The sequence below is a fragment of the Faecalibacterium sp. An192 genome (assembly GCF_002160175.1).
Classification (GTDB): domain Bacteria; phylum Bacillota; class Clostridia; order Oscillospirales; family Ruminococcaceae; genus Faecalibacterium.
The window spans coordinates 16,798-30,600 of record NZ_NFKB01000010.1 but is presented as its reverse complement, the minus strand read 5'-3'; the positions used below and the strand labels follow the sequence as shown (position 1 = coordinate 30,600).

Here is a 13,803-nt window from a genome sequence, read left to right as displayed (position 1 = left end):
GGGGTTTCTCCGATCAAGCCCACGTTTACAAGGCGTATAAATACAGATTGTATAGGAGCAACATTTCTCCATCCGCTCCCATTTGGAATATCATTCAGGCGGCGGGGTCTGTCTTTTTGTCAAAAAAGCGGCCCAAAACCTTCCTCTTGACCCGATGGAAGAGTTTGCCCCAGGGGCCGGTAAGAAGGGCGAAGGTCAGCAGAATCCCCCAGGCCAGCCCCAGCACAAAGCCTGCCGCCGCGGCAGCCAGGCCGCTGTCCGCAAAGCCCAGGCTTTCCAGCACCATGTACACCCCCAGAGCCGCCACGCCCAGCCAGGCGCTCCAGTGGATATTGCGGGTAATCCGCCGGTTGATCTCCTCCGAATAGCCCGCCGCCTTCAGCAGGGTGTCGCGGGCTTCGCTGTCCGGGTCCTGGGCCGGGGTCTGGGGCCGTCGCTCTCCGTCCAGAAGCTCCCGTAGTCCCACCCCGTAAAAATCCGCCAGAGCCAGCAGGATACTCAAATCGGGCAGGTTGGACCCGGTTTCCCACCGGGACACCGTCCGGCTGGACACCTGCATCTGACCGGCCAGCTGTTCCTGGGTCAGGCCCTTCTCGGCCCGCAGGGCCTTGAGAAAGGCCCCGATCCTCTTTTGATCCATTGCGCCGCCTCCTTTTACCCCAGCATACCACAGCGCCCCGCCCAAAACCAGGACGCAGGCCGGGAACCGACCAATTTTCCACCGGACACGGTGTGTCGGGTGGAAAAAATCGTGTTTTTTACAGCCGCAGGCCCTTGATATCCTTGATGCGGGACAAAATGGTATTGCAGCTGCAGCTCACCACCCCCGGCAGCGGGTCGATAACCTCCCGAATCAGGGTTTCCATCTCCTCGCCCGAGGCCGCCACCGCGTGGACATGGAGTTTATCTTTGCCGGTGACCCGGTAAATCTGGGTAATGGTTTCGTTGTCTGCCAGACGCCGGGTCACCTCGGCCAGGGCGTCGGGCCGGGTCTCGATCTCAAAATAGCAGGACACCGCCCCGCTGATCTTCTGGGGATTGATGATGGTGGTGTATTCCTCAATGACTCCCCGCTGTTCCAGGGCCTGAATTCGGGCTTTCACCGCCACCCGCGAAATTCCCACCGCCTGCCCGATGTCGGAATAGGACATCCGGGCGTTTTCGATCAGCAGCCGGACAATGCGTTGGTCCAGCGCGTCCAATCCCTCCAGAAACATACGCAAAACGCCTCCCTCATGTGGTTTTTTCCACAGTATACCACCCCATCCCCAAAAAAGAAACCGCCCGTTGACACCGCCGCGCCCCGGCGCTATAATGGGTTGCGAAACGTAAGTTATAACTTTCGGTTTGGAGGTAACGCCATGAATCAGGACTTGACCCGGGGGCCGGTCATGCGGTCGATGCTGCTGTTTGCCATCCCCATGATTTTGGGCAATCTGCTGCAGCAGTGCTATAACGTGGCCGACACCCTGATTGTGGGCCGGTTCGCCGGGACCGACGCCCTGGCCGCCGTGGGCTCCTCCTATTCCTTGATGACCTTTCTGACCTCCATCCTGCTGGGCCTGTGCATGGGCAGCGGGGCCCTGTTCTCCATGCGGTTCGGACGCCGGGACGAGGCGGGCCTGCGGGAGAGCATCGTCTCCTCCTTTGTCCTCATTGCCGGGGTGGCGGTGGTCCTCAATCTGGTGTCCTTCGCCTGTCTGGACTGGATTCAGGTCTTTCTCCAGGTGCCGGACCAGGTGTGGGGGCTGATGCGGGCCTATCTGGTGGTGATTTTTGCCGGAATTCCCGCCATCTTTTTGTACAACTATTTCGCGTCCTTCCTGCGGGCGGTGGGGAACAGCGTGGCGCCCCTGGCCTTTCTGGCGGTGTCCGCCTGCCTGAATATCGCCCTGGACCTGTGGTTTGTGCTGGGTCTGGGCCGGGGCGTGGCCGGCGCCGCCGAGGCCACCGTCATTGCTCAATACGTCTCAGGGGTGGGCATCACCCTCTATGCCCTGGCCCGGTGCCCCCAGTTCCGGGGCCTGCGGCCCTATCTGCGGGTGAGGGGCAGCTGCCTGCGGGAGGTGGCCAGCTATTCCTTCCTGACCTGCATCCAGCAGTCGGTGATGAATCTGGGCATTCTGATGGTGCAGGGCCTGGTGAACAGTTTCGGCCCCACCATCATGGCCGCTTTTGCCGCCGCCGTCAAGATTGATTCCTTCGCCTATCTGCCGGTGCAGGACTTCGGCAACGCTTTTTCCACCTTCATCGCCCAGAACTACGGCGCCAAAAAGGCCGACCGCATCCGCGCCGGGCTGAAAGGGGCGGTGGTGACCTCCATGGGCTTTGGCGTGGTGCTGTCGGCCCTGGTGTGGGTCTTTGCCGAGCCCCTGATGGGCCTGTTTGTGGAGGCGGGAGAGGTGGCCGTCATCCAGGCCGGCGTCCTCTATCTCCACATCGAAGGGGCGTTTTACTGCGGGATTGGCTGTCTGTTCCTCCTTTACGGCCTGTATCGCGCCCTGGGCCGCCCCGGGATGAGCGTGGTTCTTACCGTCATCTCTCTGGGCACCCGGGTGGCCCTGGCCTACCTCCTGTCGGCCATCCCCGCCATCGGGGTCAGCGGCATCTGGAGCGCCGTGCCCATCGGCTGGTTTTTGGCCGACGCCGCCGGCGTGGGCTACTATCTGCTCCGCAAAAACCGCCTGCTGGCCTGGCCGGAGGAGGGGGCGTCCCCCCGTTCCTGACCCCCGATTTCCCGTCGAAGTCCCCAAAAATACGGTCCTGCGCGGGGCGGCGGACGGGCAAGACACCGAAATTCACTGCCGTGAATCAATTTTTGCTTGACCTCGCGGTCGGGCTGTGCTACCATAAGCGCAACAAACCAGATGGCAAAGGCGCCGGGCGGAACATTCCGCCCGGCGCCTTTGTCGTTTGAGGGGTTAGAAAGGGGTTTTGATTCATGTACAATTCTGCGGACGTCACCTGGACGCTGGTTGCAGCGTTCATGGTCTTTTTCATGCAGGCCGGCTTCGCCTTGTGCGAGGCAGGACTCACCCGGGCCAAAAATACCGGCAATATTCTCATGAAGAATATGATGGATTTTTGTATCGGGACACCATGCTTCTGGATCGTGGGCTTCGGCCTGATGTTCGGCGGCACCGGCGCGCTGATCGGCGGGTTTGACCCCTTCATCCGGGGCAGCTACGACTTCGGCGGCCTGCCTCTGTGGGTGTATGTGGTGTTCCAGACGGTGTTCTGTGCCACCGCCGCCACCATCGTGTCCGGCTCCATGGCCGAGCGCACCAAGTTCAGCGCCTACTGCGTTTACTCGGCGGCCATCAGCCTGATTGTCTATCCCATCTCGGGCCACTGGATCTGGGGCGGCGGCTGGCTGGCACAGCTGGGCTTCCATGATTTTGCGGGCTCCACCGCAGTCCACTTTGTGGGCGGCATCACCGCCTGCCTGGGCGCCTGGATGCTGGGTCCCCGGATCGGCAAATACGGCAAGGACGGCAAGGCCCGGGCCATTCCCGGCCACAACCTCACCGCCATGGCTCTGGGCGTGTTCATCCTGTGGTTCTGCTGGTTCGGCTTCAACGGCGGTTCCACCGTCAGCATGACCGGCGACGACACCATGATTTCCGCCGGCCTCATCTGCTTCAACACCAACCTGGCCGCCGCTCTGGCCACCGTGGCCGCCCTCATCACCACCTGGGTCCGCTACGGCAAGCCGGATGTCTCCCTGACCTTCAACGGCGCCCTGGCCGGCCTGGTGGCCATCACCGCCGGCTGTGACATGGTGGACCCCTACGGCGCCGCCATCATCGGCATTGTGGCCGGCATCCTCTGCGTGTTCTCGGTGGAGTTCTTCGACAACGTGGCCAAGATCGATGACCCTGTGGGCGCTGTCTCGGTCCACTTCGCAAACGGTGCCTGGGGCACCCTGGCCACCGGCCTGTTCTCCACCAGCCAGGGCGTATTCTACGGCCATGGCTTCCGCTTCTTCGGCATCCAGGTGCTGGGCCTGGTGAGCGTGGCCGCCTGGGTTCTGGTGTCCATGTTCATCATCTTCACCCTCATCAAGAAAACCATCGGCCTGCGGGTCAGCGAAAAGGAAGAAATCGACGGTCTGGACATCCATGAGCACGGCCTCACCAGCGCTTACGCCGGCTTCGCCATCAGCGACGCCACCCACGCCGACCTGGACGTGAACGAAAACACCGATCTGGGCGAGGATGACATCGCCAAGGCCAGCCCCGCTCAGGTGGCGGCGGCCGTCAAGGTCCAGCGGGAAGCTCCGCTGCCCGCCAGCCTGGACACCGGCATGCACAAGGTGACCATGATTGTCCAGCTGGCCAAGTTTGACGCCCTGAAGCAGGCCCTGAACAAGGTGGGCGTCACCGGCATGACGGTGACCCAGGTCATGGGCTGCGGCCTCCAGAAGGGAAGCGGCACCAAGTACCGCGGCGCCGAGGTGGACGCCACCCTGCTGCCCAAGGTCAAGGTGGAAGTGGTGGTCAGCAAGATCCCGGTGGACACCATCATCGACGCTGCCACCAAAGCCCTGTACACCGGCCACATCGGCGACGGCAAGATCTTTGTCTACAACGTGGCCAAGGTGGTCAAGGTCCGCACCGGCGAGCAGGATTATGCCGCCCTGCAGGACGTAGAGTAACGTTTCTCTGTTCCTTTCCCGCAAGGGAAACCATCCATTTCCTCTGAAAAGGGCCCTCGTTCCGCGCTGTGGACGGGGGCTCTTTTCTGCAAACCAAAAAGGCAGACCCCGGTGGGGGTCTGCCTCAAACTGTCAAAAAAGTCCCGGCCGGACGACATGTGCGTACGGCTGGGACACCTACAGGGAAATTTGCCGCAGAGAGTGTGCGAGGCCGCAAGGCCGAGTGCGCGGTTCTGCGGCAAATTTTGTCCCCAGGGGGATATTAGGGACTGCGGAGCTGAGCCGCTGCCTGCGGTAGAAACAGGCGAAGCGGAGCAGAGGCCGCGGTCTGTCTTTTGCAAGGGCGCCGTGACGCCCGCCGCAAAAGCAGGGAACCGCAACTAAGGAATTTCTGTCACGCGTATGCGTGCAGAAATGGGTTCCCCCTAAAGCGTGTCGTTTTTCGACACGCCCAGGCAGGCCCCGGTGGGGGTCTGCCTTGCTTTTGGGGTGGGATCAGCGGTGGGTCTTGTACAGCAGGCTGTGCTTGTAGGCGATGGCCTTCTGGACGCGGGCTGCCTCATCGGGGCCCACCAGCTGGCGCACCAGCTCCAGGCCGAAGGGGATGGCGCCGCCCAGGCCGTAGCTGGTGGTGATGTTGCCATCCACCACCACTTCCTGGTCCAGCACCACAGCGCCGGTCAGCTTATCCTGGAAGGTGAAATGCGAGGTAGCCTTCTTGCCCTCCAGCAGGCCCAGATCGGCCAGGATGCTGGGAGCGGCGCAGATGGCGGCCACCTTCTTGCCGGCCTCGGCAAAGGCCTTGACGGTGCTGGTCACGGTGGAATTGGCGGCCAGGTTGGGGGTGCCGGGGATGCCGCCGGGCAGCACCACCAGGTCCACATCGCTGTAGTCCACATCCTCGGCCAGAGCGTCGGCGGTGATGGTGACCTTGTGGCTGCCGGTGACCGTCAGGCTGCCCGAGGCAGAAGCCACCACAACCTCGATCTTGCCGCGCCGCAGCAGATCCACAACCAGAAGGGCCTCGCACTCCTCAGTGCCTTCAGCGAAAAATACAACTGCTTTGCTCATAGGTGTTACCTCCATTTTTGATGTTATGTCGGGTCATCCGGGCTGTCGGGGCCGGCCTGTTCCACAAACTGGAGCAGGACGCTGTCCTCCGAAGACAAAACCCGGTTCACCCGGCTGATGATGGCGCTGGACGCGCCGGTCTTTTCCTTGATGTCGGCATAAATCCGTTTGTCCGCCAGCATTTCGGCGATGTCGTAGCGCTGCTCCATGGCGCTCAGCTCGGAGTAGCTGCACACATCCTGAAAGAAGCGGTAGCACTGTTCCGGCGTTTCCAGCCGGAGGATGGCCTGGTACAGACCGGATTTACCGGTCGGATGATCTTTACCCATGATAGAATCCTCACTGATTGCAAGATACGCTTTAATGGTTTAATGCAAGTGTATACCATACTGAACAAAATTGCAATCATTATTTGCGCAGAATGTGCTGAAATCAGAGAAATTTTTCCACCGGGGTCAGGTCCATCAGGATGCCGTCCACATCGTTCTGGACGGGGGCGCCTGGGCGGTAGCCCCGCTCCTTGAAGAAAGCCAGCACCGGCAGAGCTTTGGTGTGGACCTCGGCGTAGACCCGGCCCTTGCCGTCGCTGCGGGCCAGACGCTCACAGGAGCTGAGGATATCCCTGCCCAGGGCTTTGCCCCGCCATGCGGGCTGCAGATAGACGTGGAGCAGGTGAAGGGCGGTGTTGTCCATCTTCCAGGCAAAGTAGCCGATGGGCTTGCCGCCCATCTGGACGATGAAGTAGTTGACCTCCCGGTCGATGTCCTCCTCAATGGCGTCGGCGCTCTGCAGTTTTTCGATCAGGGCGGCCAGCTGCTTGGGGGGATAATACTTCTTGTAGCACTCCTGCCACAGCTCTGCGGCGAGGTCTGCGGTCAAATGGATGTATTTGGCCTTGGCGACCAGCTTGTAATCAGGCTTCATAGCGTTCCTTTCAGCGTGGGGATTGGTTTCATCGGATGTCGAGGCCCAGCAGGCGGGCCAGCTCAGCGGCCTGGATGGGGTCCACGATGGCGCCCCGCAGCTCCCGCAGGGAGTCGCCGGCGGTGAGGCCTTCCAGGCGGCAGGACCGCAGGTCCAGCCCCTTGAGGGAGGTGCCCGCCACATTGGCCCCCGACAGGTCCGCCTCGTCCAGCTCCACCTGTTTCCAGCGGAGGCCGGACAGATTGGCGCCCGCCAGGCTGGACCGGACCACATGGACCGATTCCAGGGCGGCGCCGTCCAGGCGGAGGGCGTCCAGGCGGCAGTCCACCACCTCCCAGCCCCGGGCCCGGCTTCCGGCCAGGCTGCAGCCCAGGGCCTTGGACCCCTGCCACCGGCACCGGGTCAGGCTGCTGTCGTAGGCCTGGGCCCCCGACAAGTCGCAGCGGACCAGGATGCAGTCGGTGAGGGAGAGGCGGCGCAGGCCTGCGCCGGTAAAGCGGCAGTCCTCCAGCAGGCAGCGGGACAGGTCCAGCCCGTCCAGCTCCTCGCCGGTGAGGTCGGCGCCTCGAATCCGCAGGGCGGCGCCTTCTTCCTGGCCCTGGGCCAGCTCATAGAGGCAGGCGGCCCCCTCGGGGCCTTCCAGACAGGTCAGGCCCGCCCCGTCGGCGGGAAGATTCGGCAGACGGTCCCGGCGCATCATACCCGGACGATATAGTCGGCTTTGCGGGGGGCGGCGGGCTTGGGATCGGCGGCAGGGTAGCCCAGAATGCAGAAGCCCACGCCCTGCCATTCGCCCTGGATGCCCCACCGGGCCAGCAGGGCCTTGCCCTCGGCCGAGTCAAACATTTCCCGGGCGCGGTTGATCCAGCAGCTGCCCAGCCCCAGGCTGGCGGCGGCATTCATCAGGTTGCCCATCACCAGGCTGCCGTCCTGCTGGGCGGTGGGCCGGGCGGCATCGGCCAGAACCAGCAGATAGGTGGGGGCTCCATACATGGGGTCGGACCCTTCGCGGCCCATGACGGCGGCATTCATCCGGGACAGCAGGGCCCGGGTTTCGGGGTCCTGAATCACCACGATTTTGGGGCTCTGCAGGCCCATGGCGGTGGGAGCGTAGGTGCCGGCTTCCAGCACGGCGTTCAGTTCCTCCTCCGAGACCTGGTCCGGCTTATAGGCACGGCAGCTGCGCCGGGTCTTGAGTGTCTCAAGGGTTTCATTGGTCATAAAAAGCAGTCCCTCCTTTTTATAAAGAATTGGGCGGATGCACCACAGCATCCCGATAGGTTTAGTATACCGCAGAAATGGGTAGAAAGCAATCCGGCCCCGCGCCCCCAAAAATCAAAAAGGAGCCCGGCTGCTTTTGGGCGCAGCGGCTCCTTCACAAATGGCACAAAGACACAAAGCGGTCTTATTCGGTTTTCCGGGTGCGGCGGCAGGCGGTGTCCTGAAAGCGGAAGTACTCCGGGTGATAGTGGGAGACCGTATACTCAAAGAGGATGCCGTCGGCGTTGAAGGCCTGGTTGGTGACCACGGCCAGACAGTCAAAGCTCCCCATGTCCAGATACAGCCGGTCGGCGGGGGTGGCCCGCTCCACCGTGATGGTCCGCTTGCTGGTCATGATCTGGATGCCCAGCTCCTTTTCCAGATAGGCGTAGATGGACTGTTCGGCGGCCTCGGGGGTGAGGGTGTTCACCACCGACCGCAGGAAGTAGCTCACGTCCAGGATCAGGGCCCGGCCCTCCACGATCCGCACCCGTTCCACATGGTAGACGTCCATCCGGGCAGGGAAGCCGCTGGCGGCCGCCAGGGCGTTGTCGGTCTGGGTCATGGAAAAATGGACCACCCGGGTTTCATAGTGGGTGCGGCAGCGGACCGCCGTGTCGTGAAAACTCTCCATCCGCCCCAGGGTGAAGGGAGCCTTGGCGGCGGGGCGGTAGAGCACACGCACCCCCTTGCCCTGGATGGGCTGGACATAGCCGGCCTCGATCAGGCCAGCCAGAGCCCGCCGCACCGTGTTGCGGGAGCACCCGTACACCGACACGAGGGTATTTTCGGACGGGACAAGGGACTGGTAGGGGTACTCGCCATCTTCAATCTTGGTTTTTAAGTCGCGGTAGATATCACCAAATTTGGAACGGGGCATAAAGGTCTTCCTCTCTGCTGCCTGCCTGGGCGCCGGCGAACAGACTGTTGGTCCGCCGGAAATTTCAAAAAGCGGATGAGGCGTCAAACCCGCTAGTTTACTGTTACAAGTTTACAGCAAAAACTTGCAAAAATCAACCCGCAATTTTGTGCGCCATGCCAAAAAGTGAGAAAAAATCTTATTTTCTCTTGACTTGTGTGCACATGTGTGCTATATATAACTTTATATCCTTGTATAAACAAGACTTTCGCGCCCGGCCTTTTGACGGCAAGGCGCGTGTTTTTTTAGGGTCCTTTTTTCGGTGACGCAGTTACGGAAAGAACCGCCCCGTCTGGGCTATACTAAGCTCAGAAAAAACGAACCGCGCACAGCGCAAACTGAAATGTGGGAGGTAGAAAAAGATGTCTGTTGTGACCATTACCAAAGAGAACTTTAACAGCGAGGTGCTGCAGAGCGACAAGCCCGTCCTGCTGGACTTCTGGGCCACCTGGTGCGGCCCCTGCCGGATGCTGTCCCCCATTGTGGACCAGGTGGCAGATGAGCGCCCCGACGTCAAGGTCGGCAAGGTGAATGTGGACGAGCAGCCCGACCTGGCCGCTCAGTTCGGCGTCATGAGCATCCCCACTCTGCTGGTGTTCAAGAACGGCAAACTGGTGAACCAGTCTGTGGGTTCCCGTCCCAAGGCCGGCGTCCTGGCCCTGCTGGATGTGTAAGAGATAGGACCTGAAACAACAAATCAAAGCGGCGCGCCCATTCCTCCGGGCGCGCCGCTTTTGCTGTGCCATTTTGGGATTTGACCTTTGGGAGCCCTGCCGCGGGACACCCTTTCGGGCGGCCGGGCCGGGGCCGCCAGCGCAAAAAGAGTCGGCGCAGAAATCTGCGCCGGCTCTTGGTTTTGCTTTTTGTCCGGTGAGGGATCAGCGGCCCAGCATTTCGTGGGCAGTCTTTTCGATGGTGGCTGCATCCAGGCCGAAGGCGTGGATCAGGTCCCATGCGGGGCCGGAGCAGGCGAAGCGGTCCTGCACGCCGATGCGGCGGACAGGAACAGGGTACTTCTCGCTGAGCAGCGAGCAGACAGCCTCGCCCAGGCCGCCGATGACGCTGTGCTCCTCGCAGGTGATGACCCGGCCGCAGTCGCGGGCGGCCTCCAGGATCAGCTCCTCGTCCAGGGGCTTGATGGTGTGGATGTTCAGCACCCGGGCGCTGATGCCCTGCTCGGCCAGATGTTCGGCAGCGATGCGGGCCTCATTGACCTCCAGGCCGGTGGCGATGATGGCGATGTCGTTGCCGTCGGTGATCTTCTCGCCCTTGCCGATGGTGAAGGTGTAGTTGTCGGGGTCATGGAACACGGGGACAGCCAGACGGCCAAACCGCAGGTAGACCGGGCCCTTCATCTCGTAGGCGGCGCGGACGGCAGCCCGGGCCTCAATGTCGTCGGAGGGGCAGATCACGGTCATGCCGGGGAGGGAACGCATCAGGGCGAAGTCCTCGCAGCACTGGTGGGATGCGCCGTCCTCGCCCACCGAGATGCCGCCGTGGGAAGCGCCAATCTTGACGTTCAGGCAGGGGTAGGCGATGGAGTTGAGAATCTGCTCAAAGGCGCGGGCGGCGGCAAACATGGCAAAGCTGGACACAAAGGGGGTCATGCCCATGGTGGACAGGCCAGCTGCCACGCCGATCATGTTGGCCTCGGCGATGCCGCAGTCAAAGAACCGGTCGGGAGCCACCGACTGGAACATGGAGGTGCGGGTGGCGGCCGAGAGGTCGGCGTCCAGCACCACCAGGTCGGGGTGCTCGGCGGCCAGCTCCCGGAGGGTGGCGCCATAGCTGTCGCGGGTGGCGATCTTCTTTACTTCTGCCATATTAGCCCTCCTCCTTTTCCAGCTGGGCCAGAGCGGCCTTCAGCTCGTCCATCGCGGTGGCATAGTCGGCGTCGCCAGGGGCTTTGCCGTGCCAGTCGGCGTCGTTCTCCATATACGAGACGCCTTTGCCCTTGGTGGTGTTGAGGATAATGAAGGTGGGGCGGCCCTTTTCGGCGTGGAACGCCTCCACGGCGGCCTCGATCTGGTCATAGTCATGGCCGTCGATGGACAGCACGTTGAAGCCAAAGGCCTCCAGCTTTTTGTCCTGGGGAGCGCTGTTCATAACCTTCTCGATGGCGCCGTCAATCTGCAGGTGGTTCAGGTCCAGGAACACGCAGAGGTTATCCAGCTTGTAGTGAGAGGCGAACATGAAAGCCTCCCAGCACTCGCCCTCCTCGATCTCGCCGTCGCCGACGATGGCGTAGACGCGCACGTCGTCCAGGCCCTTGACCTTGGCGCCCAGAGCCATGCCGCAGGCAGAGGAAATGCCCTGGCCCAGGCTGCCGGTGGACATATCCACGCCAGGGACCGTGTTCATATTGGGATGGCCCTGCAGGCGGCTGCCCATATGGCGCAGGGTCAAAAGCTCCTCGGTGGGGAAGAAACCGCGCTCGGCCAGAGCAGAATAAAGGGCCGGCGCTGCGTGGCCCTTGGAGAGGACCAGGCGGTCCCGCTCAGGCCAGGCAGGGTTGGCGGGGTCCACCCGAATTTCCCGGAAGTACAAAAAGGACAGCACCTCTGCGATGGACAGGCTGCCGCCGGGATGGCCGCATTTGGCACTGTGGGTGCTCTCGATCACGCCGATCCGAATATGGCAGGCGTGTTTTTGCAGGGCAAGTTTTTCTGCGTTTGTCATAGATCGTCCTTCCATTTGCACTGGTTCGTCTCCTGGATGGGTAGATACATCATGAGCACTGATGCCGGAATGCCGGAGACACGCTGTATTCCAATTTAATATTATCTATTCTGCCCGGAAAGGTCAAGATGATTTTGTCAAAATGTACAGCAGAGGGGAATTTTGTGCCGCAGTCGCGCCTTTTTTGTGGAAATTGCCCTCCTTCCGCTTTTTCGAGAAAAAGCTTGGCAAAAAGCTTTACTGGGTACCATACACTCTGGCCGCTCTTTACAGGGTGACAGAGGGTTGCAGACTATGCCGCGCTCACGTTACGTTTGGCAACGTAGGCGAGGCGCTGCCTGCGGCAGAAACAGCCGAGCCGGAGTTGGGGCCGCCGTCCAAATTTTCAAGCGGACCGCGTCCGGCGCAGAAAATTTGGGCAACGGCAACCCGGACCTGCGCCCGGGTACGATGCAAACTTGAGTGTAGCCTGGGATTTTGGAACACTGAAAAAAACATAGAATCAATGCGTACGCTCCTGTCCGGCCAAGTGAGACTGTAGCAGACTTTGCATCGTACCGGGGCACAGCCCCGAACGCAGCAAATGAGCAGGAGCGTAACGGCCCCGCGGAACCTTCGGAGACCCGGAGAGTGCATGGTACCCAATGAACGCCTTTTCTGAAAAAGAGAAACCAGGTTGCAAAAAGACTTTGCATCGTACCGGGGCACAGCCCCGAACGCAGCAAATGAGCAGAAGCGTAACGGCCCCGCGGAACCTTCGGAGACCCGGAGAGTGCATGGTACCCAGTGAAGTTCTTTTTGCATCCTTTTTCTTTCAAGAAAAAGGATGTGTACTTTCATGTTTAAGTATGTTATCATGAAAGAAATAGAATACCATGACAGAAGGTGTTTGGATGAAAAAGAACCTTTCTTTCCGCCAGCTGGCGGCGGTGGGCAGTATGCTGTTCGGGTTGTTCTTTGGCGCGGGCAACCTGATTTTTCCCGCGTCCATGGGCCAGCTGGCCGGTGGCAGCGTCCTGACCGCATCGGCCGGCCTGCTGATCACCGGCGTGGGCCTGCCTCTGCTGGGCGTCGCCGCTCTGGGCATCAGCCGGTGCGACGGCCTGGCCTCCCTTTCCAGCCGTGTGGGCAAGCCCTACGGCCTGTTTTTCACCTGCCTGCTGTATCTGACCATCGGGCCTTTCTTCGCCATTCCCCGGTGCGCCACCGTCCCCTTTGAGGTGGGCGTGGTGCCCGCTCTGGGCGGGCAGGGCTCCCAGGGTGCTCTGGTGGTGTTCTCGCTGGTGTTTTTCGCCGCGGTGCTGTGGTTTTCTCTCCGGCCAGGCAAGATCCTCACCTGGGTGGGCAAAGTTTTGAACCCCCTGTTTCTGATCTGCCTGGCCATTCTGCTGGTGACCGCTCTGGTCCAGCCCATGGGCCCCATCGCCGACCTGCCGCCCGAGGGCAGCTATGCCCAGTCCGCCTTTGTCAGCGGCTTCCTGGAGGGCTACAACACCATGGACGCCCTGGCCGGGCTGGCCTTCGGCATTGTGGTGGTCAACGTCATCCGGGACCTGGGCGTCACCGAGCCGGGAGCCATCGCCGCCAACACCGTCCTGGCGGGCTGCCTGGGCTGCGGCCTGATGGGGGTTATTTATCTGGCGGTGGCGGTGGCTGGCGCCCAGACCCGGGCCCTCTATCCCACCGCCTCCAACGGCGGCGAGGTGCTCCTCACCATGGCACAGCACTATTTCGGCTCCTTTGGGGCGGTGCTGCTGGCGGTCACCGTTACCTTTGCCTGCCTGAAAACCGCCGTGGGCCTCATCACCAGCTGTTCCGAGACCTTCTGCGCCCTGTTCCCCAAGGGCCCGTCCTATCGGGTCTGGGCGGTGAGCTTCTCGCTGTTCTCTCTGGGAGCCGCCAACTTCGGCCTGGAAACCATTCTGGCCTGGGCCACGCCGGTGCTGATGTTCCTGTATCCGTTGGCCATCACTTTGATTCTGCTGTCCCTGGCCGGGGGCCTGTTCGGCAACGACCAGCGGGTTTACGCCTGCGTCACCGCCTTTACTTTGCCGGCGGCGGTGGTGGACTTTCTCCACGCCCTGCCCGCCGGGGCCCAGACCGCTCTGGGCCTGAAACCTTTCCTGGAGGCCGTGGGACAGTATCTGCCCCTGTTCACTCTGGGTCTGGGCTGGGTTTGTCCCGCCGCCGCGGGTCTGGCCGTCGGCCTGGCCCTCCACTTCCTGCGCCCGGCCCGCGCCTGATCTGAAAACGTCAAAAAAGCCCCGCATCCTCTCAGCAAGATGCGGGGCTT

At 61.8% G+C, this 13,803-nt stretch carries 14 protein-coding genes; 4 read left to right on the top strand and 10 right to left on the bottom strand.

All coding sequences use genetic code 11. The features are described from left to right. Positions 1-94: 94 nt before the first annotated feature. Together B5F27_RS04925 and B5F27_RS04920 are read right to left on the bottom strand one after the other, a co-directional pair. Positions 95-640, bottom strand: a complete 546-nt coding sequence (locus B5F27_RS04925) for a helix-turn-helix domain-containing protein (protein WP_087365131.1) — start codon at positions 638-640, stop codon at positions 95-97. A 118-nt stretch (positions 641-758) separates the two neighbouring features. After that, entirely contained in the window at positions 759-1,217 is a 459-nt protein-coding gene (locus tag B5F27_RS04920) for an Lrp/AsnC family transcriptional regulator (RefSeq protein WP_087365129.1), read from the bottom strand. A gap of 144 nt (positions 1,218-1,361) precedes the next feature. Between B5F27_RS04920 and B5F27_RS04915 the strand changes: the two genes are divergently transcribed. Continuing rightward, complete coding sequence (locus B5F27_RS04915) at positions 1,362-2,726, top strand: MATE family efflux transporter (RefSeq protein ID WP_087365127.1); 1,365 nt, start codon at positions 1,362-1,364, stop codon at positions 2,724-2,726. A gap of 215 nt (positions 2,727-2,941) precedes the next feature. Further along, entirely contained in the window at positions 2,942-4,657 is a 1,716-nt protein-coding gene (locus tag B5F27_RS04910; protein WP_087246133.1) for an ammonium transporter, read from the top strand. 495 nt (positions 4,658-5,152) lie between these two features. Here the strand turns inward: B5F27_RS04910 and B5F27_RS04905 are convergent, their stop codons facing one another. The 6 genes from B5F27_RS04905 to B5F27_RS04880 all read right to left on the bottom strand — a co-directional run bounded on the left by B5F27_RS04905 (position 5,153) and on the right by B5F27_RS04880 (position 8,792). Then, complete coding sequence (locus B5F27_RS04905; protein WP_087249602.1) at positions 5,153-5,728, bottom strand: DJ-1 family glyoxalase III; 576 nt, start codon at positions 5,726-5,728, stop codon at positions 5,153-5,155. A gap of 23 nt (positions 5,729-5,751) precedes the next feature. Next, on the bottom strand, positions 5,752-6,057 hold the full coding sequence (locus B5F27_RS04900) for a YerC/YecD family TrpR-related protein (protein ID WP_087249604.1): 306 nt from the start codon (positions 6,055-6,057) through the stop codon (positions 5,752-5,754). 103 nt (positions 6,058-6,160) lie between these two features. Then, positions 6,161-6,652, bottom strand: a complete 492-nt coding sequence (locus B5F27_RS04895; RefSeq protein ID WP_087249606.1) for a GNAT family N-acetyltransferase — start codon at positions 6,650-6,652, stop codon at positions 6,161-6,163. Positions 6,653-6,680: 28 nt separating this feature from the next. Continuing rightward, positions 6,681-7,352, bottom strand: a complete 672-nt coding sequence (locus B5F27_RS04890; protein ID WP_158098194.1) for a pentapeptide repeat-containing protein — start codon at positions 7,350-7,352, stop codon at positions 6,681-6,683. Beyond that, a complete protein-coding gene (locus B5F27_RS04885) occupies positions 7,349-7,873 on the bottom strand; it encodes a nitroreductase (RefSeq protein ID WP_087249610.1) in 525 nt (174 codons plus the stop codon). The genes B5F27_RS04890 and B5F27_RS04885 overlap by 4 nt, the downstream gene beginning before the upstream one ends. 184 nt (positions 7,874-8,057) lie before the next feature. Then, positions 8,058-8,792: a UTRA domain-containing protein gene (locus B5F27_RS04880; RefSeq protein ID WP_087249612.1), complete on the bottom strand. Its 735-nt coding sequence runs from the start codon at positions 8,790-8,792 to the stop codon at positions 8,058-8,060. 401 nt (positions 8,793-9,193) lie between these two features. On the opposite strand from B5F27_RS04880, the gene trxA reads away from it, so the two are divergent. Further along, positions 9,194-9,505: a thioredoxin gene (gene trxA, locus B5F27_RS04875; protein ID WP_087249614.1), complete on the top strand. Its 312-nt coding sequence runs from the start codon at positions 9,194-9,196 to the stop codon at positions 9,503-9,505. Between the two features lie 204 nt (positions 9,506-9,709). Here trxA and B5F27_RS04870 read toward each other — a convergent pair whose 3' ends face one another. Both B5F27_RS04870 and B5F27_RS04865 read right to left on the bottom strand, forming a co-directional pair. After that, positions 9,710-10,654 carry a transketolase family protein gene (locus B5F27_RS04870; RefSeq protein WP_087365123.1) on the bottom strand — a complete coding sequence of 315 codons (945 nt, stop codon included), beginning with the start codon at positions 10,652-10,654 and terminating at the stop codon, positions 9,710-9,712. A gap of 1 nt (position 10,655) precedes the next feature. Beyond that, complete coding sequence (locus B5F27_RS04865) at positions 10,656-11,510, bottom strand: transketolase (protein ID WP_087365121.1); 855 nt, start codon at positions 11,508-11,510, stop codon at positions 10,656-10,658. 893 nt (positions 11,511-12,403) lie between these two features. Between B5F27_RS04865 and brnQ the strand changes: the two genes are divergently transcribed. Further along, positions 12,404-13,753 carry a branched-chain amino acid transport system II carrier protein gene (gene brnQ / locus B5F27_RS04860; RefSeq protein WP_087365119.1) on the top strand — a complete coding sequence of 450 codons (1,350 nt, stop codon included), beginning with the start codon at positions 12,404-12,406 and terminating at the stop codon, positions 13,751-13,753. Positions 13,754-13,803: the final 50 nt, after the last annotated feature.

Excerpts from the sequence above, each read along its gene's own strand:
- B5F27_RS04925 (WP_087365131.1), bottom strand. The coding sequence starts at position 640 with ATGGATCAAAAGAGGATCGGGGCCTTTCTCAAGGCCCTGCGGGCCGAG.
- B5F27_RS04920 (WP_087365129.1), bottom strand. The coding sequence starts at position 1,217 with ATGTTTCTGGAGGGATTGGACGCGCTGGACCAACGCATTGTCCGGCTG.
- B5F27_RS04915 (WP_087365127.1), top strand. The coding sequence starts at position 1,362 with ATGAATCAGGACTTGACCCGGGGGCCGGTCATGCGGTCGATGCTGCTG.
- B5F27_RS04910 (WP_087246133.1), top strand. The coding sequence starts at position 2,942 with ATGTACAATTCTGCGGACGTCACCTGGACGCTGGTTGCAGCGTTCATG.
- B5F27_RS04905 (WP_087249602.1), bottom strand. The coding sequence starts at position 5,728 with ATGAGCAAAGCAGTTGTATTTTTCGCTGAAGGCACTGAGGAGTGCGAG.
- B5F27_RS04900 (WP_087249604.1), bottom strand. The coding sequence starts at position 6,057 with ATGGGTAAAGATCATCCGACCGGTAAATCCGGTCTGTACCAGGCCATC.
- B5F27_RS04895 (WP_087249606.1), bottom strand. The coding sequence starts at position 6,652 with ATGAAGCCTGATTACAAGCTGGTCGCCAAGGCCAAATACATCCATTTG.
- B5F27_RS04890 (WP_158098194.1), bottom strand. The coding sequence starts at position 7,352 with ATGATGCGCCGGGACCGTCTGCCGAATCTTCCCGCCGACGGGGCGGGC.
- B5F27_RS04885 (WP_087249610.1), bottom strand. The coding sequence starts at position 7,873 with ATGACCAATGAAACCCTTGAGACACTCAAGACCCGGCGCAGCTGCCGT.
- B5F27_RS04880 (WP_087249612.1), bottom strand. The coding sequence starts at position 8,792 with ATGCCCCGTTCCAAATTTGGTGATATCTACCGCGACTTAAAAACCAAG.
- trxA (WP_087249614.1), top strand. The coding sequence starts at position 9,194 with ATGTCTGTTGTGACCATTACCAAAGAGAACTTTAACAGCGAGGTGCTG.
- B5F27_RS04870 (WP_087365123.1), bottom strand. The coding sequence starts at position 10,654 with ATGGCAGAAGTAAAGAAGATCGCCACCCGCGACAGCTATGGCGCCACC.
- B5F27_RS04865 (WP_087365121.1), bottom strand. The coding sequence starts at position 11,510 with ATGACAAACGCAGAAAAACTTGCCCTGCAAAAACACGCCTGCCATATT.
- brnQ (WP_087365119.1), top strand. The coding sequence starts at position 12,404 with ATGAAAAAGAACCTTTCTTTCCGCCAGCTGGCGGCGGTGGGCAGTATG.